Raw genomic sequence first — 21,595 nt, 5'->3', positions numbered from 1 at the left:
AGGGTCGTCGTTTAATAGCCGTGGTGCGAAGCCCACGGAATACGGCCAGGACGGGATCCAGGCCCGACACGAGCGTCGTTCAATGCCAACGGAACGGACACGGGTTTTCTTATCCTGGCGCTTATAATTGTAACCGTGGGCTTCGCGCCACGGCTATTGCACAACGTCCCTGCGGGACTAAAACCCTTTTGAGGCCAATGTATGATGTTCCTAACAGGCTGTAAATTCCGGGGTTCTGCGGTTATTCAAAACTCCTGGCGGTGGAAACTGGCGCTGGTGCTGATTGCGGGCCTGGGGCTTTTTGGTTCGGCGCAATCCGCGAGGAAAAAAGCCAATCCATTTGAACTGGCCAATGCCTTGCCGCGTGGGGCGTTTGTTTATGGGCAATTTCAGGATTTGCCGGAGTTCATCAAACGCTGGAATGAATCCGGTTTGAAAGCTCGCTACCAGGAAAGTGTGAATTATCAACAGTTTCAAAAACGTCACCTCGGGCTCAAGCTGATGGAACGATACTTTGAATTCAATTCTGCCCTTGGGTTTGAGCTGGATTCGATGACAATGAGCAACTCAGCAGAAAAGAAAGCTGCCTTTGCCGTCTATGACATTGGTCGAATGGAAATGGTGTTTGTCGCACCAATGAGTGACGAAAAAATTGCCGCCACTCAATTCTTTAGCAACCAGGATCGGTTTGAACCGACTGAGCTTCCTGATGGAACAACCTACTACAGCCTCGAAGTCGAAGCCGACCGGGGCCGTCAAAAACAGAAGCTGGTTTTTGCCGCTGTCAAAGGAAAGCTCATTCTGGCCACCAGCGAACAACTGATGCTCCGCACGCTGGCCAACCTCCGAGGGAAATCACAGGCTGACCGGTTGTCAGCCGAACCCGCCTTTCAGAAATTGACGCGTGAAGCCACGCCGCACTTCTTCACCGCCTGGGTTGACCAGAACAAACTCAACAGCGACTGGTACTTCAGACATTACTGGGTGCAGCGCAACGTGGCTGAGTTGAAATCATTTGAAGCTGGCTTGTTTGACCTTGAACTGGCTGAAACCGAATGGCTTGAGCATCGGTTTTTCCTGACTTCGAAGACCAAAACTGGTCGCCCAACCCAAATTTCGACAAAGGAACTATCCCAGGTCGCACAACTCATCCCGGATGATGTTCCATTTATCACGCTTCACTCCGCAGCCGGTCAGGCAACAACTATCTCCAAACCCGTGAGCCAGATTTTTACCCAGCCGCTCAAGCCAGACACGACTTATGACCGGGAGCATCACTGGGATACCTATTTAGCCAGTTATGATACCTATGGCGTAGATTCCGATGATTCCTGGTATGGATACAGCCACTATCAATACCTTGATTCAGACTATGACGAAACCATCAACGATCCAGTAGATGCCGAAATCGCCATCCCTGAGCTTGATCCGATTGAAGTCCGCAAATCAGCCCGACTGGCCTTTTCACAAAGCTTCAGCGATGCCATGTCCAGTACCGGCCCCCAAACCGTCGCTGTCATTCAAAGCCCGCAAGCCCGCCCCGGCCAGCTTTTTGCCGAATTTCGCAAAGCGACACTGGTGACGGTTCAATCTCCGTCAGGGCTGAACCGCCCGCTACTTGAACAATCATTGATCCAACTGGCACAAAGTCAGTTTTCAATCGCCGCCGTTGGAACGACATCGTTGGAGTGGACCAGCTCAGAAACCAATGGTCTCCAATTTCGACAACTGAGCCTGCCAATGCTCGGACTCACGTGGTGTTATGCCCTCAAAGACCGGGTGCTGGTGCTGGCAAATAATATTGAGTTACTTCAATCAATTTTGGCGCATTCGCCACAGCAAAAGAACATGTTCCAAACCTCGAACGCAATTGACGAACTGACCCTGATTCGCCTGAACCAGCGCAAACCGGCCTTTGATGACATCGCCACCCGGCTCAAAAGCGACCAGATTGACTTTTTTGCGAATGAAATTTCCAGTGTGCTCGACACGGTGCAACCCGTCACAGAAGTCACGATTACTCGCCGAACCGAACCTGGGCGACTGTATGAGGTCGTAAAATTTGAGCTTCAGCCATCAAACTAAATTTCAATTCAAATTGAATTCGGAGCAAGAGAAAAAGCAGATCTCATTCAAAACAAATCAGTTGTGGCCGTGGCATTCGAGTTGCATATAGCTTTTAAAATCAACTCCAATTCCATCTATCACATCAGGCAGCCTATGAAGACCATGCTTATTTCGCCCAAACTCAGTCATCCGAAGTTGACCAGTGAGGCTCTCTTTCGTTTGAAAGCCACCCTGTTGCAGGTCAAACGGGGCATCAAAAACCAGTTTCCTTCATCACCGAAACACCACACCAAAGGCAATCAGTTTGTCGAAAAGCCAGTTTTGGCCGAATCACGAACTCCACTCTGGACCAGCCCAGGCGCACCGGCTGAAAAACACCTGCAAGCCGGGAAAATTCATAATCTCCGCATTGCCCTCAAACAACTTGACGGGATTGAACTTCCGGCTGGTGAAGTGTTTAGTTTTTGGGCACAACTGGGACAGCCAACCCGATGGAAAGGCTATGTCGCCGGGCGTGAATTGCGCGAAGGATGTCTGATTCCCAGCGTAGGCGGTGGCTTGTGCCAGCTTTCCAATGCACTCTATGACGCCGCACTCAAAGCCGGGTTTGACATCGTCGAACGGCATGCCCATTCGCAGGTGGTGCCCGGCTCGCTGGCTGAAATTGGTCGGGATGCCACGGTTTTCTGGAATTATGTTGATTTGCGCTTCCGAGCCGGTTTTCCATTTCGCATCGAAGCCTTTCTGACATCAGATTCGCTGGTGGTGCGATTTCGAGGTGATGCAACCTCAGAAGATTCAACAAACCCAACTGATTCAAAACCAGCTCGCCTGCTGGGAATTATCCCTGGAAGTTGTGCCAGTTGCGGGGTTTATAGCTGTCATCGCAATGTTGAACGGGAGACGCAATACGCACAGTTTGGAAAACAGGCGTTTCTGGTGGATGAATTCTGGCCGGAGTTTGATGAGTACCTGAGTCAGCACAAATCTGACCAGGATGTGTTGTGTCTCCCGATTGATGGCAACCAGGTCAAGAAAGCCAATTATGCCTGGGAGACTGGTGGGTTTGGACAGGTTCAACAGGCCCGACTGGTTGCCCTCTGGCGGGCGTGGTCGTCACGGTCGCTGGCTTCCCAGGGTGCCGAGCGGCAACAGGCGCTCCTTGAAGCCGACCAGGAACTGGCCGCCGCCTTTGCCAAAAATTTGACCTATGACATCACACACCTGACCTGTATGCAAAACCTGCTGCCGTTTCTGTGGATGGATGGACATTTAGGAGGTAGAACGTTTGATGTCCTGATGACCCGGTTGCCGCTTGATGCCCTGCACCAGCAACTGGATCGAGGCCGGAAACTTCATCCGGAAAGCCCCACGCTGGGTGATTTTCGCGCTGACTCAGCTTTGCTCAAGGCTGAACGCGAAGCCCTTCGTCAGGCTCGACGAATTATCACGCCACATTCGCACATTGCCGAATTGTTTCCAACCAAAGCTGTGTTGCTCGACTGGAAGCTCCCCAAATCAACACATACACCTGTCAAAGGAAAAAAAGTGGCCTTCCCGGCTTCAACCGTTGGCCGCAAAGGCGCCTACGAACTCCGTGAAGTCGCTGAAAAACTTGGACTTGAAGTTGTGACTTTTGGTTCTGAACTTGAAGGAAAAGACTTTTGGGGTAGCGGTCAAACACAGCGACGATCCTTTTCCCCAAACTGGCTGGATGACATCGGAATCGTCGTCCTGCCAGCCTTTGTCGAACATAAACCACGCAAGTTGCTCGAAGCCGTCGCGGCTGGCATTCCTGTGATTGCCTCAGCCGAGTGCGGTTTAAAACACGTCCCTGGCGTCACGACAATTCCAGCCGGTAATGTTTCAGCGCTATGTGAGGCAATTCAAAAGGTGAAGAATGGGGCAAGGCAGCCACAAAGCCAATAAAGCCAGCGTTTTCAATTACCTCTATTGCAGAGTCAGGGTTCAGCCGCCTTTTCATAGCTAACTAACACAGGTATATTTGGGGTTCTCATCCTCGCTCTTCTTTCGAATCTTGATTAGGAAACCACGAATATGCCTCAAGTAACCACGCTTGAAGACGTGTACAAGATGCTTTCTCCAGAGCCGCTACGGACGGAGCAGGAGTTAAATGACTACTATCGGGCTGAACTCAATGAAATCAGAGGCGGGTACCGGTTACAACATTTATCTCTTCAATTGCGTCGTGCTTTTGGAAGTGCTCCGTTTAAAGCATTTTTGATGGGCCATCAAGGGGTTGGAAAATCAACTGAGCTTTCAAAGCTGTCTCAGGAAATCAAAAATTCATTCAAGACAATTACGCTCAACGCCACACTTGACCTGGATCCAACCAGTTTTCAGCCTTTTGATGTGCTCCTCCTGATGCTGATGGAGGTCGCTGAACGCACCGCTCAATCAGTTGATAAGGGTGGCGCAGGAAGTCCCCCATCAGACCATCGCCTCCGTGAAATTCTCGAATGGTTTTCAGCAGTTAAGATTACAGACGAAAAAAAGACCGAAGTTGGTGCCCAGGCTGAAGCAGGGGCTGGACTTTCATCTGATTCGCTCTGGGCAAAAGCGCTTGGGCTGTTTGGAAGTTTAAAAGGTGAGATGAAATATGCTTCGTCTCGCACGACCGAAACTGTTCAGTACCGGCTCAACCAGATTTCAGCCCTGGTCAAAGCGGCCAACCGGCTTCTGGCGGAATGCAATGAAATTCTCAAAAAAGCGACTGGGAAAGAATGGCTCTTTGTTTGGGAAGGGTTTGACCGGATTGGCATCATTCCACCGGAAAAAATTGAAAATCTATTCCTGACTTATAGCACTGTGCTCAGAGAACTGGATGCACATTGTATCTTTACCATTCCGATTGATTTTGGATATGCCAAAACCGGGCAGTTTTCCTTTCCCTGCCTGTTAATTCCTGACATTCCGGTTTTTCATAAAAACCACACACCAAACATGGCTGGTAGAAAATCGCTCCAGGCAATTTTGGAGGCACGCTTAGTGGCTGATTTGTTTGAACCTGGCCAAATGATGCGACTCATCACGGCTTCAGGCGGGAATCTCCGGGATCTGTTCACGCTGGTGAATTCCGCTGCGGATAACAGTCTGCTGTCTTCGAAATTGAAAATTGGCCAGGATCAAGTAACCGACTCCATTATATCGCTCAGGTCAGAATACGAGCGCCGCCTTGGTCAACATCAACCAGATAAAACTGAAAACCCTGTCACTTACGCCCAACAAGCTGAGCGGTTGCTTAAAATCTACAACCGGGATGAAGCGGCTGAAATTGCGGATCCAGTTCTGACATCACTCTTTCGGGCTCGTGCAGTACTCGAATTTAATGGGGAACGATGGCTTGGCGTCCATCCACTCGTGGTTGATATTTTGCGGAAACAAGGAAAAATTGCCCCCAATGCTCAAGGAGTAGCGCCTGGTGGAACCGAATAGCTCTCCATCTCTGGAACCTGGTTCAATCAAAGAGGTTACCGCACGCCTGTTGCTCTGGGGGCGGCGGGCACCCAGGGGACTGGCTCGGGTTGAGTTCACATCTGAATTTGCCAGACAGGAAGTTGTTTCAAATCTCCATAAAAGCTTTGAGGATCTTGAGATCGCGTTCCATGAAGTCAAACTTCCGCGAAATCAACCAGCAACTGAGATTGTTGATTTCTTATTCGCACATCTGAAAGAACTTGCGAAGGGTGTTGTTTCCATCTCAGGCTTTGAAACCGCATTTCCTGAAGATACGCCGCTCGTCGAATCCCTTCGGATTCTGAACATCAACCGTGAAAACCTGGTCGTTCCAAACATCTGTCAAATCTGGTGGATGGCTCCTTCAACGGCAGACATCTTTATTCGGGGCCTTCCTGACATCAATTCCTGGTTTCTCATCAAGTTAGGGCTTACAGAAATCATCCTTAAACCTGATACTTCATTCGACACAGTGCGGCACTCTTTTGGATTTAAAGACATTTCAATATTTAGTGTTGATGATGCCCGTTACATCTCAACGGGTCTAGCTCATCGTTTTGAATTGGCAGTACTACACGGACAGAATTCAGTTGAGGTTTTTCATCAATTGGCAAGGCATGCCATTTTAACACTTCATGAAACAAAGCTTTTTAATGAGGCTACTCAATTAGCTCAGCATCTCACAACATTTCTTCCACAATTAGGTGAGATTGCAAGACTCTCTCGCTTCGCTAAGACAGAAGAAGACCACGAAGATTATTTAGACCTTTTGATCAAACAAGCTGAAAATTATGGGGTGCTTAACCAATATCAACAAGCAACAGACCTACTTCAAAAAGCTCTTCAGCTTGCCAAGGAAAATCTACCTTTAGAAAACCCCATCTTTGTTCCAATTCTTGAAAAGCTGGGAACCTATTTTTATCGTCAAGACAACTTTTCAGAGGCAAAGTACTTTTTTGAACAGGCGTTAGAACAAAGAGAGCGACTAGAAGGTGTTGAACACCCAACGTTTATTACTAAATTGAATGAACTCGCCAGGGTGCAAACCGAGTTGGGAAACCTTGCTGAGGCAGAGGTTATCTTCAAACGTGCATTGCTTATTGGTGAAAAAATCTGGGAAGGTGAAACCCTCAGTCTCGCCTTTCTTTTCAACGATTTAGCAAACCTCTACCGAAAACTGGGCCGGTACCTCGAAGCAGAACCTCTCTTTAAAAAAGCCCTTGCCATTCGAGAAAGACTTTTAGAACCAGAACATCCAGCTACGGCTGATGCCATGATTGAGTTAGCTCGACTCTTTGTCAGACAAAACCGATTTGCAGAGGCAGAAGATCTCTTTAAAAAAGCAGTTGCGATTCGGGAAAGACGCTTAGGTCAGGAACACCTGGATGTCGCTATTAGTTTGCACGACCTGGCAAACCTCTATCAAAAACAGGAACGATTTGCTGAAGCTCAGGTCTTGCTTGAGCAGGCAAAACCAATTCTGGAAAACGCACTTGGCGCTGATCATCCAGCAACTAAACTCTGTATAACCGAGTTAACCGGACTCTACCAAAACAAAATTGCTTAGCACTACAGCAAAGTTTGGGGTTTAAACTTGCAAGTCTTTCGCCTTTCATGTGTAGGTTTTTGTTTGTGTTCTAGTGGGACGAGACAATGCGTGCATTGGATTGAGCATCCTGAAAGGCTGCCGTTCGGATAGCCGGTCGGTTGCGAGGTTTTGGGAGCTACCACCGGGAAAAGTCGGGTTATTCTCCCTCCGCGCTGCCTGCCCGCGCCCTGTGGGGCGCGGGCGAAGCGGGGGAGCAACAAGGGGTGGCCTTGGTGTCCGGTGGTAGGCCCAAAGCGGCCAACCGACCGGCTATCCGAACTGCAACGCTTCGCGGTGCAAAACCAAAAACCGACACGTGAAAGGAGCCTTCCACCCGCTTCACGGGTTCAAAACTGCTCTATTCTTCAATCCTTCATTCGCATTACCAATCACTGACTCCAAACTGCTATACCGTTAAAAACAATGCCTTCCAAATTTCGCACGCCTGGGTATCATCCACTTCGAAAAATCAAAGTTGCTCTGGCTGGACTCCATGTCGCGGTTCTGACTGATTTTAGTGTTGCTTATAAAGTGGTGCTTTCACTTCCGGTCCTGATCGTTGCTTTTTTCTTCCGCCAATGGGTAGATCTCTCCATTATTTTACTCGCTACCGGGCTGATGCTCATTGCCGAGCTGTTTAACAGTTCGATTGAAGTCCTTTGCGATTTTGTCGAACACCGCGAAGATGAAAAAATTCGCATCATCAAAGATATTGCTGCTGCTGCCGCCGGAATCAGCATTGTCGTTTGGGCTACGATTTTAGTGCTTGAAAGCCTTCACATCTGGGGAATTGCCAAGCCCTAAAACCGGGCTGAGGGCCTGGGGCTAAGGGATGAAGACTCGCAAGCTCGGGGCAATTGAAGGGATGAGGGATGAAGGATGAGGGATGAAATAAAACCAGTTCGTCAACCCAACGTCTTCAGCCCCAAACTTATATCATTTCGCAGTCAAGCACTCACACCAGAAAACAGTTAAGTAATTCAATCAAATAAATTTAGTGAACTACTGACTACTGACTACTGACTACTGACTACTGACTGGTATTACATCAAATACCCTTCCGGAGAATAGTTCCGTTCGGTCTGGATGCGCACCCCGACCACGGTGATGTCATCACGCTGGGGTTCAGCGCCTTGATGGGCTTCAAGTTCTTCAATGAGTGCGTGGTATTGCACTTCGAGGCTATACCCGGAAGTTGACTGCAGGAGTTCTTTAAATCGCCGGGTGCCAAATTTCGGTGCGTTTTCTCCTGCCTGATCGCTAAACCCATCCGAAGCCAGATACATGGTGACTTCCTTTTGGATTGAAATGGTTTGATTGGTGAATTTCCGCTCGGTTTCCTTTTGTTTGCCGCCGACTGATTTCCGGTCACCTTTGACTTCGATCAATTCTCCGCCACCGTTGATGTAATACAGCGGGCGTTTCGCACCAGCAAAAATGATTGTTTGCTGGAGCGGATCAATCCGACACACGGCGACATCCATCCCGTCCTGCGATTCAGCGTCGTCAGCATCCTGTTTCAGTGCTTTGCGAATGCCGACGTGCATCAACTCCAAAATCAGGGCTGGGTCGTGAACCTGGTTTTCGATCACGATTTGACTCAATAAACTATTGCCGATCATTGACATAAAGGCGCCCGGAACACCGTGCCCGGTACAGTCCACCACGGCAATGATGCTGATACCGTCAACATAGTGAAACCAGTAAAAGTCGCCTGAAACAATGTCCTTGGGTCGAAACAAAATGAAGTACTCATTCAGCGACTGACCGATGCGCTTCCGGTAGGCCAGAATGGCCTGTTGGATTCGCTCGGCATACAAAATACTGTCAATAATCTGGCTGTTTTTTTCCTGAATCTCTCGGGAACGGCGCTCCAGTTCGGCGCTTTTGCGCTCGATTTCATCCCGTTGGCGGATAATTTGTTCGTTCTGGTGCGAGAGTTCATTTTTCTGCTGAACAACCTCCTGGGTTCGCTCAATGACAGATTGCTCTAAAATGATTGCCCGCCGTTTCAACGACCGCAGGCGTAATTGAACGCCCAGCCACGAACCACCAACAATTCCGATGACATAGAGTGAATAGGCCCACCAGGTTTTCCACGGTGGCGGAATCACTTCAAAGCGGAGTGCAATCCCCTGCTGATCCCAGACCCCATCGGAGTTTGCCCCCTTGACTCGAAAAACGTAGGTGCCAGGTTTCAAATCAGTGTAACTCGCATACCGCTGTGAACCGGCGAAGACCCAATCCCGGTCAAATCCTTCAAGTTTGTACTGATAGCGATCTTTCTCTGGCACTGTGTCATTTAAGAAGGCAAATTTAAAGGTGATAAAATTTTGGGTGTAATTGAGCGAGGGAAGATTTGTGCCGTTAAAACCTTCAAGTTCACGGCCATAGATAAGAAAACTGGTCAGTGACAGCGAAGGGATAAACTGACGATCTTCGATTTTTTCCGGGTGAAACCAGTTAAACCCGTTGATTCCGCCAAAGAGCATCTCACCCCGACTGGTTTTCAAGGCTGCATTTTGCGTAAATTCATTGCTTTGCAGTCCATCGCGGCTATCGTAGTTTCGACAGGATCGGCTGGCGGGATGGAAACGACAAAGTCCCAGAGTTGTCCCAAGCCAGAGATTTCCAGCTTCATCCTCAAGCATACTCATCACTGAATTGCTTGGAAGGCCGTCACGAATCGTGTAACTGGTAAAGGTCCCCGTCGTTCGATCCAGACAACTTAGCCCGCCGCCATTGGTGCCAACCCACAATGCTCCAGCCGTGCTTTCATAAATGGTAAAGATCGTATTGCTCCCCAGACTGGTCGCATTCCAGGCGGCTGACAGATAGCGGGTAAATTCCTTTGTGGTTGGATCCAGCCGGAGCAGGCCGTTTCCATAGGTTCCAATCCACAACACACCCGCCCGATCTTCATATAAAACATTGATGTTGTCTTCAACCGGGCGCCCGGTTTCAGCCGCTTTTTCCTGAAAGCGAGTAAATTTACCCGTTGTCCGATCCAACCGATCCAGACCACTCTCTGTACCAACCCAAACCTGCCCCTGACGATCCACCAGCACCGACCAGATGCGGTTATTGCTGACACTGGTCGGATCTTCGGGTTGATGCTGAAATCGTTTGCACTTCCCAGTCCGTGGATCCAGCCAGTTGAGCCCGCTCCCCAATGTCGCCACCCAGAACGTGCCAGCGGTATCACGCGCCAGCGACGTCACCCGGTTACTGCCCAAACTGGATGGATTTTGAGGGTCATTTTGGAAATGACTGAACACCCCCGTTTCAATCGAGTCCAGTCGGTTCACGCCTCCGCCATCGGTTCCAACCCAAACGGCCCCGGTTGGATCCGCGGCAAACGCCTGTACACTTTTTCCGCGAAGACTTGTTGGCTGGCCTGGGTTTTCCCGAAATCCAGGAAAATGTTTGGACCGATCCAGCCGATTGGCGCCGCCATCTCCAGTTCCAACCCAGAGCACACCCGCTCGATCCTGGGTGAGCGAGAGCACGGAGTTGCTGCTCAGGCTCCCTGGTTGGAGCGGGTCATTGCGATACTGGATGAACTTTCCACTTCCCCGATCAAACCGGCTCAAACCACCACCCCGCGTGCCAACCCAGAGTACACCTTCGCGATCTTCAAAGATGGTCCGCACATCATTGCCACCCAGACTGGTTGGTGATTGAGGGTCATTTCGAAAATGAGTGATTTGATTGGTCCGTGGATCAAGGCGGTCAAGCCCGCTGTCTTCAGTACCGATCCAGAGCATTCCGGCCCGATCCACCACAACCACCATGACCCGATCACTTCCGAGCAAGGGTTCCGGGTTCCGGGTTCCGGGTTCCGGGTTTGCAGAAACTGGCTGGTGGCGATAGACGGTAAATGTTTCTTTGGCCACGTCGAAGCGGTTGAGCCCTCCGCCCAGCGTGCCAATCCACAACACGCCGGCGGGTGATTCACAAATCGAGGACACCCGGTTTGAACTCAGGCTATAGGGGTCAGCCTCGTCATGCACAAACCGTGAAAAGTGCCCTGTCACCGGATCAAAACAGTTCAGCCCGCCACCCAATGTACCGACCCAGAGTTTTCCACGGTGGTCAACCAGGAGCGCTGAAATCTGGTTATCGCTCAAACTGTTCGGGTTTTTCGGATCGGCAAAGAAGTGGTCAAACTTTCCGGTCCGACGATCCAGCCGGTTCAACCCATCACCGTTTGTACCGACCCACAGCGCACCGGACGGGTCTTCACACAGCGACATGATAAAATTTGAACTCAAACTCGCCGGGTTTTGCTGGTCATAGTAATAAACTTTGAATTCATACCCGTCATAGCGATTGAGTCCATCCTGGGTCCCAAACCACAAATACCCTTCCCGATCCTGTAACAGACACATGACCGTGCCCTGTGAAAGTCCTTGATCCCGAGAGACATGCTGAAACTCACTCAGTTCCTGTTGTGCAAAGACACGACCGCATCCCATCAGGCTCAATAGGAAAATGGACCATCCAATCCAGAACTTGCTGATCATGGGCAGACAACGGGGTGTATTCCAACGGCCTGGACAAGAGTCGAGGCTGCTGAATCACGAACTTGGAAAAACTGAAGTTGAGGTAAACCAACAACAAGGGGATCTGGGTCAGGACTTGGGTTTGCCAAAAATGTGCGGCTATTCTACCAACAACTCATCCATTTGATAAATGCAGACTGGAAAAACGAGGCAATTCTCTTCACTGAAACGCCATAATCAACCATGTCAGGTAAGTGAATGTGAATTGAACTTTCACCCGTGGTACATTTTTTGAACTCAATCAAACCACCGTTCACATTCAATTCAAATTAAAAGTTTCTATTCAAATTCAATATGCACAGTAACCTATTGAAAAATTCAATTCTCTTATGCTCTTTTCGATTTCTGATGCTTGTCATTGGGCTGATTTATTGTGGTTGCAGCGACACGGTCACGGCTACGACCGCCATTCTTTTACCTGATGATGATTTGATCGTCAGTTCCCGGTTGATTGTTCGTGGCCAGGTCATTGCCCGTGAATCAAACTGGGATGCTGGCCACGAGCGGATTTACACCTATGTCACGATCCGGGTGGACGAGTTCTTAAAAGGAAGCCTTTCATCCCGCGAACTGGTCATTCGTCAACTGGGTGGCGAAGTCGGGCCGACGGCTCAAGTGGTTTTCTTATCTCCGGAATTCTCACCATCAGAAGAAGTTCTGCTCTACCTCAACCCAGCACCAGATGGCGCACTCCGCATTGCCCATTTTTTTATGGGAAAATTCTCGATTGTGACTGACCCAGCCAGCGGGCGGAAATTCGTCAAGCGGGAGATTGATCAAACACACCTTGAATCGCCAGCCACCCAGACGCTCCAAACCGGAGAGATCACCAATTCAATGGAGCTTGGGTTATATCTTGAGAAAATCCGAGCCACGCTCCATTCGCAAGCTGATCGGGTCGCAATGTTCGAAAAACGTTTTGCCGGGATCTCGCTCCGGTCAATGCCATCTGAATATCAGCCATCGCCCACAAAAGTCTTTGTTCAGCCCAAATTTAGCCTGCTTGGACGTGGCTTCCGCTGGTTTGAACCAGATCAAAATACGCCGGTGCCGTATCGAGTCAACTTGCAAGATGCGCCAAACAGCGGGGCCCAATCCATTTTTGCTCAATCGTTATCCGCCTGGAGTGACATTTCCTCAGCCTCAATTACCCTGGACAACATTGGAACCACAACTGCCTGTGGCTTTGTCGCTGATGGCGTGACGGCGGTTTCCTTTGATGATTGCCGCAACGAAATTGACGATCCAGTTGATTGTCGCGGAATTTTGGCCATTGGCGGCATCTCGCTGGCCTCAAGCGAAACCCGCACCATCAACGGACAGGTCTTTCAGCGCACCCTTGAAGGTGATGTGGTCTTTAACAATAACTTCGAATGTTTCCTGGGAGTTGCCGCCAATCTGGGCGAAGTCATGACCCATGAAATCGGCCATAGCATCGGGCTGGGGCATTCTTCACAAAAGTCCCCAGAACCTGATTTTGTGTTGTCGGACGCCACGATGTATTTTCGGGCGCACGGGGATGGGCGCGGTTCGTCAGTTCGGTCAGATGACATTGCCGGAACCACATTTATTTATCCGCTTCAAACAACCGTGCCGGTGATTGATAGCTTTTCTCCCACCACTGGCCAGGCAGGAACCGCTGTCGTCATTACCGGATTTAACTTTACCGGCGCCACCTCCGTCAGATTTGGGACCGTTGAAGCAACATTTTCAGACGTCACCGCCACGTCAATCAAAACCACAGTTCCGGCGGGTGCCGTCACGGGGCCAATTTCAGTCACCACCCCGGAAGGCACGGGCAGCAGCCAGAATTCATTTTTCATTCCCATTCTACCGCCTTCGATTTTGAGTTTTTCTCCGAAAAGCGGGCCTGTCACCTCTACGGTCACCATTTCGGGCTCGTCGTTTGTCAACGTCCGCGAAGTCCGGTTTGGCACCCTTCGCACTTCATTTCAGGTAACTTCCTCCGGTACCATTTCGGCCATTGTCCCCGAAGGAGCAGTCACCGCACCAATCTCGGTGGAAACCCTGCTGGGAACGGCCACAACCACTGAAGATTTTGTGGTGGCCAATCCAAATCTTCCAACGATTCTCAGCTTTGACCCGACCAGTGGCCCGGTGGGAACGGCGGTTGTCGTCCGTGGAACCAATTTTTCCAGCGCCACATCAGTTCGTTTTGGAACAGTCGTGGCTCAATTTTCAATTCGCTCCAGCCAGGAACTTCTGGCTACGGTTCCGCCACAGGCGACCAATGGTTCAATCAGTGTGACGAATGCCGAAGGAACTGCCGTCAGTACCACTTCTTTCACGGTTACCACCGAAACCCTCCCTACCTTTACCAGTTTTACGCCTCTGAGCGGTCCCGTCGGAGAACGAGTGGTCATCATCGGCACTCGTCTTTCTGAAATCGCGAAGGTTGAATTTAACGGCGTATCGGCTGAATTTACCACGAACAGTGACACGGCAATTGCGGCGATTGTCCCAGGAAATACGTCAACCGGTCCAATCCGACTGATTTCACGTTCTGGCAACAGTATCCTTTCAAATCAACCATTTACCGTCGTGGCTGCCCCTAAAATCGGGAGCGTCACACCTGGCTCGGCGCGTATCGGCACACCGCTGGTCATTACGGGCAGCAACTTTGACGGTGCCACCGTCTTTTTCGGTGAAACCCAGGCGGAAGTAACTTTTAACTCAGGAACTGAAATTCGAACCAGTGTCCCGACTGGAATTGCAGTCGGAACAACTCAGTTGATTGTTCGAACAGCCGGTGGAACGGCCAGTCTCAGCTTTGCTATCGAAGCCGAACCGGTCCCAGTCATTACCGGCGTCACCCCGACAAAGGTTCAGGCGGGTGCCGTTGTGCGCATTTTGGGTTCAAATTTACGCAACGGTGCGGTTCGTATCGGCGGGGTTTCAGCCCCCATCAATTTCAGCAGCGAGACCGAGATTCAGGCGGTTATTCCAGCCACAACACCACGTGGCAAAACCACAATCACAGTTGAAACAGCCGGCGGAACGGCCAGTGCCACGATTAAAGTGAAGAAAGCAAAATAGTGAGTACCACCTGCGTGAGCGGGTGGGCTATGTCATCAGTACCACCTGCGTGAACGGGTGGGTTTCAGGAGGATTCAAACATGTCCACCTTAGCCAAATTCACTTCAGCGGACCTTGAATGTTTTCCAGACGATGGAAAACGCTATGAACTCATTGAGGGAGAACTTCATGTGTCAAAACAACCAGGCTGGGATCACCAATTTACCTGCACACAACTTTCATATTACCTGAATCTTTGGATTCACACCTCTGGAACGGGCACTGTCGTTTTTGCCCCTGAGCTTCTCTTTGCAGATGACGATGATGTCGTTCCAGACGTCGTCTGGATCAGCCATGAGCAGCTTCAGACCTCGCTTGAATCAGACCGGAAACTCCACGAAGCTCCAGAACTGGTCATCGAAGTGCTCTCTCCCGGCACGCTCAATGAACGCCGTGATCGGCAGACGAAATTGAAACTCTATTCCCGACGCGGAGTTCACGAATACTGGATTGTGGATTGCCAGCGCCACCACGTCGAAATCCACCGCCGCGAAGAAGGCGCCCTCAAACTCGCTGGCACGTTCTTTCCACAGGACGAACTGAAATCCCCCCTGCTTCCCGGCTTTTCCTGTACTATCGAAAACCTCTTCTTTGATCTCTGGCGGAAAAAACAGCCGACAAAGAAAGAAAGGTAGAACGGCAGTTAACCGCCTAAAGGCGGAACTCTAAACTTTTCACTTAAAAATTTTCATGGCGAATGGTGATCACCATTTTTCGCTCTGTGCCGGGTTCGAGCACAATCAGATTGGCGTCAATGCCACGCGCCTGCAGGTTAAACCCATCGGTTGGACAGGTATAGGGTTCAATACAAATCGCTTTTCTGGGGAGCGGCGCTGTGTAGGCGACAATATGCGGAAACGTCGTGACGTCTGATTCCACCACCACCAGCGACCGTGCCGGGGTATCTTCCAACACACAGTGCACCAGCCCCAACTCATCCACCACCATATCAGTGTAAATATCGTCGAGTTCGATCTGGCTGGTCTCCTGGCCGTCTCGCAAATCAAACATTCCATCAACTTCGAGTACATTCCCGGTTGGCAGGCTGTCCCGGAGTTCCCAGCGTAGATGAGCCGGAATAAAGAGCTTTCCGTGGTCTGGACGGCGAAAATACGGGTGGATGCCAAATCCAAATGGCAATTCGCCATTCCCGGTATTGTGCACCGTGGTTTCTAAAACCAACGACAGGTCGTGCAGCCGGTAGGTGACTTCGATCCGAAATGGAAATGGAAATTGAGTCAGGATCTGGTCGGCGTACGTGTGGGTATCCAACGCTGACGTCACCCAGGCGCCGCCGTCAGCCGTCGCGCCGCTGTCCACCACGGTCCAGGCTTTATCTCGAACGTATCCGTGGCGATTGGGCTGCACTGGATACAGTTTCCCCTGGAATTCAAGCACGCCTTCGGAAACCCGGTTGGGATACGGAAACAACAGTGGAATACCGTAACTGGTTGGTTTCTGAAGGAAATCAGCCAATGAAACCGGCTCAAGCAGTGCAACCTCTGAGGTTCGAAAGACAAAACAATTGTTTCCCAGTGCTGGGGCGACCTCGGCTTCAGCTTTCCCATCATTGGCCAAGACAAAAATTTCAACCCCTTCACGCATTTCGGACCGGACCGAATACCCGTGACTCATACCCTGTTCCTTTCACACCTGAGCGAATTAGTGAAGTAGCGAAGTAGTGAAGTAGTGAAGTAGCGAATACTGAATTAGGAAAATAGTACAAACTAACCAGTAAATCACTACTTGCTACTTCGCTACTTCACTATTTCGCTCTTCTTGAAACTGGCCAGATAGGCATACCGGCGATAGAGGAACTCGACCGATAGTGTTCCAAGCCCTTGTGTCTGTTGTAAATGGAGATGTTCTAAAACTTCGGGCCGGAAATATACACCAAATCTGGCAAGCCATGTGTGAAGAAGTTTGCGGAACCAGGACGGTAAATCAAAAGAATCACCAAAATCAATGATGAAAAGTGTTCCCCCAGGCTTCAAATTGTGAAGAGCGGTTTTGAGTGCCTCCGGCCAAGTGGGGATCATTGACAGGGAGTAGGAGAAAAAAATGGAGTCAAATTGAGTGAGGAGTGAAAAGGTCTGATGAAAGTGAAAGGCTTCGGCAGCCGAGTACTTTAAGACGATTTGGTGATCAACATCAGCCCGAATGATATTGCTCCGGGCGGTGGCCAGCATCTCCTGGGAAATATCCACCCCAAACAGATGCGCTTTCGGATGGCGATTGGCCAGGGTAATCAGGTTACGGGCGGTCCCACAGCCAATTTCAAGAATATGCTCACCGGGCTGGATGGACAGGGTATCGAGCAATCGGTCACGGCCCAGCAGGTAGTATTTTCGCGACAGATCATAAATGTGCCTCTGATGGCGATACATGCGGTCCATCTGGTCTCCCTGCTCAGCCATCTGGTCAGAGTTTGACGACATTGACGATATCGTGGCGTCACTCATAATTCCCCAAATTTTGCCCCAAATAGTAACTGTTTGCTCAGGTTTGGTCTCAGATGTGGTGAAATAAAGGACATAAAGGACATAAAGGACATAAAAAATAGGGTGAATGTCAGTTTCGTCACCGCGAAGGCTCAATTTCGGTGAATTCTGATTCCACTTGAGTGATTTGACCGCTTCCTGGTTACGCGGCGTGTCCCGCCCTGGTCGGCGCTGGTCTTTTGGCAAATTACCGCTATTTTAGGCAAAATTCAGGTCATTCATACTTCATAATTTGCTTCATTCGGCCAGCCGATAGAGGTGAAATCCGCCATAAATTGAAGACCGATCTCGCTGGAACCAGTCGTGTGAGCGTTCAGACTCATACACAAATCGTTTTCGCAACTCGGGCGACAAAACCCCTTCGATGGTGGATTTCCGGGCAGCGGTTCGAAAAATAATGCGTGAACCCGGCTGACCAACGCGGGCAATCTCGGCCCAGAGGGCTTCGATTTCGACGGGCTTCATCCATTCCTGGGCATCAAGCAGCACAAACCGATCCAGGCTTTGCGCCGGCTGGTGTTTCAAAAGCTCCGTAACCGAAATGATTGCCGTCTTGATTCGATTGACGTTGTCTTTGAGGACCGGATAGTGCTCAGCTTTTAAATAATCCGGAATCGCCTGGCGCTGGTCGCAATCGTAGCGGCGGGCAATTGCCTGCCAGGTAAAATAGTTTTCCGCAATTGGAAAGCCACAGGTCAGCTTTTTCACCCGTGACCGATAGAGTTCGATGATATTTCCCTGGGCGTCTTCGCGAAGTGCTTCAAGCTGTCGGGGCGGAATCCCCAGCCCAAACACCAGAAATGGCAGTTTGGCCAATCCTTTAACCAGCACATTGTCAAAAAACGGTGCGATTTCAGTAGCAAAGACCTGTTCCTGTTCAGCCAGCGATGTGGCCTCTAACACCTTTTCAGGATGTTTTCCAAGCAGATGCGCCAGTCCGGTTACAAACCGCAGGAAATACCCGTTTCGCGCATGGTCATAAAATTGGGTCCCAAATGCCTCGACCCGACGTTTTCCGGTGATTGTGCGACCTTCCCAATATTCACGAGCATGGACATCCAGGTTTGGAGCTATAAAAGCATCGTACCGGGCGACGTTCTCAGATCGGTTGGCACATCCGAAAAACTCAAAGAACGCCTCGTGGTCGGGCAAGAATTCAAGCGCCGTTAACTTCAACCGGGTCAAATACATGTGATAAGGGTTCAAGTCCACGCCGATAATCAACCGCGGTTGGGCAACCAGATAATTGAGAACATTGCACCCACCCGAAGTAATCGTCAGCACTCGACTGTCAGAGGTGAGTTCCAGGGCTTCGAGATCAACCAGCGGATCTTCCCAAATCTGGTTGTAGACCAGCCCATCAAAAAAAGCAGTAAACATTCGTTCAAGCACACCTTGACGGCTGGTCAGTGAATGCTGATGAACTGCTTTGCGGAGCAAACTGGCAGATGGTGAGACCATAGGTTTTCGTGAAGCGACAAGGTAACAGAATGAAGAATGAAGAATGAAGAATGAAGAATGAAGAATGAAGAAGCTATCGCCTTATTTGCTCTAAATATAGACATTAAAAAACTTAATACTTGCTCTTCATTCTCAATTCTTCATTCTTCATTCAACTGGAATCAGATGAACGTCCTGGTTTGTAATTCCGACAAAGGTAGATGGAATGTCGGTCCAGCACCCGGTGTTGACATACCGGACCGAACCCGCCTGAGCCGTCATCGCCAGGTGGGTGTGACCACAAAAAACGTAGTCAGCTCCCTGCTCCTGGCCGTAAACAGTTGCCTTTTCAGCCACTTTGGCAGATTGTCCGGAGAGTTTTTTCGACATCCGCTTGGCCCAGCGGCTCAAACGAAGATCGCGATGGTCAATTTTTTGAAGTGCCTGATTGAGATGGCTGCCAACTTCGGTCAGTAACGGGCGTTCGGCCACCAGGGAGTCAAATTGATGCCCATGAAGTGCCACAAATTTCGTCCCGCCAGCTTCCCAGGCAAATTCCTCCAGAACCGGCTGACCGAGCAATTCCATACCTCGACGGCACAGGCCCTCATCGTGATTGCCTTCGATCCAGACCACTTCAACCTCAGAAGATGCCTTTGACAATGCCTGAATGGTGCGAACCAGTTCCCAGTGCGCGGGGTGCAATCGGTCAAATTTCAGGTTTTCAAACACATCTCCCAGCAAAATCAATCGCTTGAAAGTATGTTCCCTGAGCAAAGCCGAAAGCGCTTCAGCCCGGCTTACCGGCGAGCCGAGATGGATGTCTGAGACAATCAGGGTGCAAAATTCAGACATTGGCAAAGGTCGAAGTGAAAAAGGAACAGAGTTGGAGGCTGGTGCGTGCAACTAAATCAGGGTCAGGTAAGCGGCGAATTACGTGCGTGTTAGAAAAATATGAACCTTGAGTTACTCAAAAATTGAACTGATCCAGGGTAAAGGCGGAAACCCTGACAGCTATCTCTCACAAAACAGACAGGAACCGGAAGTCGGAAAAATTGTTTACCAGAAAAAATGCGAGAAATCCCCGCCTTCAACCGCGAAGCGGTAAAGCGGGGATGAATCACCGCCGAAAAAAGAGTTGCCCCACTGAGGCGGCAAGTTTATAGTGTCACCACACCGTCAGCTTTTGAAAGCAACTCAATCCGAAGAGCCGAAACGCCCGGAGACGGTGCGATTGAACTTGAAAGCAACCTGGCTCCCAGCGAGCCGGTCACTGACCTCCTGAACCGACGGAAAATGGGTCGTGAATCTTGATCAGGCACGACCCGGTATCCATCGCCATCGAACCTTGGCGTCCGGCCTGAAAGCGATTTCAGGACCATGCGTGGTCGGTCCGGGAACCGTGGACTTGTCACAGATGCGACAGCGGGAACTCGGTTCCCAAACCGGCGCTCCACACGCCGGTAGAGCGTCTCGCGCGACACCTGGAAAAGGCAACTTAGAGCCGTCTGCTCCGAGCAGGAACGGAAGCGGTTGTCCGGAACAGGAAGAATCCCTTTCCTCAACCGCGTAGCGGTAGGGAGGGGAGGTTCAAAATTCATTCTTTAGGATTGGCAGCGTCTTTCCAAATTTCCCTTTTCTCCAACCTACCTACCGCCAAGGGGACAATCATGGATCAGCATTCGGATAAAAAGTTGCAAACCACGACCTATGATTTGGGCAACCTGCTCAATGATGTCATTGCCAAGTCTCCCCGCGTAGCCAAAGCCCTTCAGGACATAAAAGAAGAAGGCTACGATGTACTGATGAAAGTCGAAGTCTCAGTCGCCTTTCAAAAAATCAATGCTGAAAAAAATTCGCGCCGGGTTTCTGAAATGAGTTTGATGTCGGAAACACGCAGCGCCCGCGCTTGACCAGAGCCTGCGAGGAAGCGATCCGCTGATTTCCGTTGACGAATCCCATCAACCTCCAGTTGACCCCTTCCCCAATCCCGCTCTTTTCTTCAATCAAACCCCGTTGCGATTGCTGAGGAGCCCCGCCTGAGTCGCGTCGAAGTGTGCCCGGTCCCGACACACCCGGTTCTCAGCCTTTCACCCAACACACCTCTCACACCAGTTCTTTAACCATCGCCTATGTCCCGTGAAATTCTGCCCTGGAGAAAACTCTCCACTGAACAAATTGCTGATTGTAAAGTCTTTACGGTCAACCGTGACCGTGTCTGCGCTCCTGGTGAACCGGATGAAAAAGCCCATTCCTTTTTTGTGATCCACCCGGCCAACTGGGTCAATGTGATTCCAATTACACCTGATGGAAAAGTTCTCTTAATTGAACAATTTCGTCATGGCATCGAGCAGGTCGCCCTCGAAATCCCCGGCGGCATGATTGACCCCGAAGACCCGTCACCCGAAGCTGCCGCCGCCCGCGAACTGCTTGAAGAAACCGGCTACCGCGCCGATGAAATCACGATCATTGGCAGGCACTTCCCGAATCCGGCGATCCAGAACAATGTGTGTTATTCGATTTTGGCAAGGAATGTCAGGCAGGTTCAGACACCGTCAATGGATGGGACCGAAGATATTGCGATGAAACTGGTGCCGTTGGAGGAAATTCCAGAATTGATCCACTCTGGAGCCATCACCCACGCGCTGGTGATTGTGGCTTTTTACTACCTGGAGTTGTGGAGGAAGAATCAGTAGTCAGTAGTCAGTAGTCAGTAGTCAGTAGTCAGTAGTCAGTAGTCAGTAGTCAGTAGTCAGTAGTCAGTAGTCGAGTGTTGGGATTTTGAAATTAGTGTCAAGTGTGTTTGGCACGAAATTTGACGGTTATTCTTTCATTACTGCAAATTCAATCGAATTTAAATG

General features: G+C 50.2%; 15 protein-coding genes. 10 read left to right on the top strand and 5 right to left on the bottom strand.

The window, feature by feature from the left end; genetic code table 11:
• The first annotated feature begins 201 nt into the window (after positions 1–201).
• From HY774_07760 to HY774_07740, 5 genes are all read left to right on the top strand, one after another.
• Positions 202–2,085 carry a hypothetical protein gene (locus tag HY774_07760; GenBank protein ID MBI4748371.1) on the top strand — a complete coding sequence of 628 codons (1,884 nt, stop codon included), beginning with the start codon at positions 202–204 and terminating at the stop codon, positions 2,083–2,085.
• Positions 2,086–2,220: 135 nt separating this feature from the next.
• Entirely contained in the window at positions 2,221–3,996 is a 1,776-nt protein-coding gene (locus HY774_07755) for a VanW family protein (GenBank protein ID MBI4748370.1), read from the top strand.
• A gap of 129 nt (positions 3,997–4,125) precedes the next feature.
• Positions 4,126–5,523 carry a hypothetical protein gene (locus HY774_07750; GenBank protein ID MBI4748369.1) on the top strand — a complete coding sequence of 466 codons (1,398 nt, stop codon included), beginning with the start codon at positions 4,126–4,128 and terminating at the stop codon, positions 5,521–5,523.
• Entirely contained in the window at positions 5,510–7,111 is a 1,602-nt protein-coding gene (locus HY774_07745; protein MBI4748368.1) for a tetratricopeptide repeat protein, read from the top strand. Before HY774_07750 ends, HY774_07745 begins: the two co-directional genes overlap by 14 nt.
• Positions 7,112–7,555: 444 nt before the next feature.
• Positions 7,556–7,936: a diacylglycerol kinase gene (locus HY774_07740; GenBank protein MBI4748367.1), complete on the top strand. Its 381-nt coding sequence runs from the start codon at positions 7,556–7,558 to the stop codon at positions 7,934–7,936.
• Between the two features lie 239 nt (positions 7,937–8,175).
• On the opposite strand, the gene HY774_07735 is transcribed toward HY774_07740, so the two are convergent.
• The gene (locus tag HY774_07735) at positions 8,176–11,610 is read right to left on the bottom strand and encodes a SpoIIE family protein phosphatase (protein ID MBI4748366.1); all 3,435 of its coding nucleotides are present in this window, start codon (positions 11,608–11,610) and stop codon (positions 8,176–8,178) included.
• Positions 11,611–12,045: 435 nt separating this feature from the next.
• On the opposite strand from HY774_07735, the gene HY774_07730 reads away from it, so the two are divergent.
• Both HY774_07730 and HY774_07725 read left to right on the top strand, forming a co-directional pair.
• Positions 12,046–14,754, top strand: a complete 2,709-nt coding sequence (locus tag HY774_07730) for a hypothetical protein (protein MBI4748365.1) — start codon at positions 12,046–12,048, stop codon at positions 14,752–14,754.
• An 80-nt stretch (positions 14,755–14,834) separates the two neighbouring features.
• Entirely contained in the window at positions 14,835–15,428 is a 594-nt protein-coding gene (locus tag HY774_07725) for a Uma2 family endonuclease (protein ID MBI4748364.1), read from the top strand.
• A gap of 43 nt (positions 15,429–15,471) precedes the next feature.
• Here the strand turns inward: HY774_07725 and HY774_07720 are convergent, their stop codons facing one another.
• The 4 genes from HY774_07720 to HY774_07705 all read right to left on the bottom strand — a co-directional run bounded on the left by HY774_07720 (position 15,472) and on the right by HY774_07705 (position 19,589).
• A complete protein-coding gene (locus HY774_07720) occupies positions 15,472–16,428 on the bottom strand; it encodes an aldose 1-epimerase (protein ID MBI4748363.1) in 957 nt (318 codons plus the stop codon).
• A 122-nt stretch (positions 16,429–16,550) separates the two neighbouring features.
• Positions 16,551–17,189, bottom strand: a complete 639-nt coding sequence (locus tag HY774_07715) for a methyltransferase domain-containing protein (GenBank protein ID MBI4748362.1) — start codon at positions 17,187–17,189, stop codon at positions 16,551–16,553.
• A 342-nt stretch (positions 17,190–17,531) separates the two neighbouring features.
• Positions 17,532–18,755 carry a DUF3419 family protein gene (locus tag HY774_07710; protein MBI4748361.1) on the bottom strand — a complete coding sequence of 408 codons (1,224 nt, stop codon included), beginning with the start codon at positions 18,753–18,755 and terminating at the stop codon, positions 17,532–17,534.
• A 147-nt stretch (positions 18,756–18,902) separates the two neighbouring features.
• Positions 18,903–19,589: a UDP-2,3-diacylglucosamine diphosphatase gene (locus tag HY774_07705; GenBank protein MBI4748360.1), complete on the bottom strand. Its 687-nt coding sequence runs from the start codon at positions 19,587–19,589 to the stop codon at positions 18,903–18,905.
• A 448-nt stretch (positions 19,590–20,037) separates the two neighbouring features.
• Here HY774_07705 and HY774_07700 point away from each other — a divergent pair, with 448 nt between their 5' ends.
• From HY774_07700 to HY774_07690, 3 genes are all read left to right on the top strand, one after another.
• Entirely contained in the window at positions 20,038–20,307 is a 270-nt protein-coding gene (locus tag HY774_07700; protein MBI4748359.1) for a hypothetical protein, read from the top strand.
• A gap of 97 nt (positions 20,308–20,404) precedes the next feature.
• The gene (locus tag HY774_07695) at positions 20,405–20,647 is read left to right on the top strand and encodes a hypothetical protein (protein ID MBI4748358.1); all 243 of its coding nucleotides are present in this window, start codon (positions 20,405–20,407) and stop codon (positions 20,645–20,647) included.
• Positions 20,648–20,866: 219 nt separating this feature from the next.
• On the top strand, positions 20,867–21,430 hold the full coding sequence (locus tag HY774_07690; GenBank protein ID MBI4748357.1) for an NUDIX hydrolase: 564 nt from the start codon (positions 20,867–20,869) through the stop codon (positions 21,428–21,430).
• Positions 21,431–21,595 lie beyond the last annotated feature (165 nt).

Source organism: Acidobacteriota bacterium (assembly GCA_016208495.1).
Taxonomy (GTDB): Bacteria; Acidobacteriota; Blastocatellia; order Chloracidobacteriales; family Chloracidobacteriaceae; genus JACQXX01.
The sequence above is the reverse complement of the archived record's forward strand: the minus strand, read 5'-3'. Positions and strand labels throughout refer to the sequence as shown.

What these genes read in the sequence shown, in the direction of transcription:
- HY774_07725 (MBI4748364.1), top strand. Translation starts at nt 14,835, where the DNA reads ATGTCCACCTTAGCCAAATTCACTTCAGCGGACCTTGAATGTTTTCCA.
- HY774_07740 (MBI4748367.1), top strand. Translation starts at nt 7,556, where the DNA reads ATGCCTTCCAAATTTCGCACGCCTGGGTATCATCCACTTCGAAAAATC.
- HY774_07690 (MBI4748357.1), top strand. Translation starts at nt 20,867, where the DNA reads ATGTCCCGTGAAATTCTGCCCTGGAGAAAACTCTCCACTGAACAAATT.
- HY774_07715 (MBI4748362.1), bottom strand. Translation starts at nt 17,189, where the DNA reads ATGGACCGCATGTATCGCCATCAGAGGCACATTTATGATCTGTCGCGA.
- HY774_07720 (MBI4748363.1), bottom strand. Translation starts at nt 16,428, where the DNA reads ATGAGTCACGGGTATTCGGTCCGGTCCGAAATGCGTGAAGGGGTTGAA.
- HY774_07705 (MBI4748360.1), bottom strand. Translation starts at nt 19,589, where the DNA reads ATGTCTGAATTTTGCACCCTGATTGTCTCAGACATCCATCTCGGCTCG.
- HY774_07710 (MBI4748361.1), bottom strand. Translation starts at nt 18,755, where the DNA reads ATGGTCTCACCATCTGCCAGTTTGCTCCGCAAAGCAGTTCATCAGCAT.
- HY774_07695 (MBI4748358.1), top strand. Translation starts at nt 20,405, where the DNA reads ATGGATCAGCATTCGGATAAAAAGTTGCAAACCACGACCTATGATTTG.
- HY774_07760 (MBI4748371.1), top strand. Translation starts at nt 202, where the DNA reads ATGATGTTCCTAACAGGCTGTAAATTCCGGGGTTCTGCGGTTATTCAA.
- HY774_07735 (MBI4748366.1), bottom strand. Translation starts at nt 11,610, where the DNA reads ATGGGATGCGGTCGTGTCTTTGCACAACAGGAACTGAGTGAGTTTCAG.
- HY774_07755 (MBI4748370.1), top strand. Translation starts at nt 2,221, where the DNA reads ATGAAGACCATGCTTATTTCGCCCAAACTCAGTCATCCGAAGTTGACC.
- HY774_07750 (MBI4748369.1), top strand. Translation starts at nt 4,126, where the DNA reads ATGCCTCAAGTAACCACGCTTGAAGACGTGTACAAGATGCTTTCTCCA.
- HY774_07730 (MBI4748365.1), top strand. Translation starts at nt 12,046, where the DNA reads ATGCTTGTCATTGGGCTGATTTATTGTGGTTGCAGCGACACGGTCACG.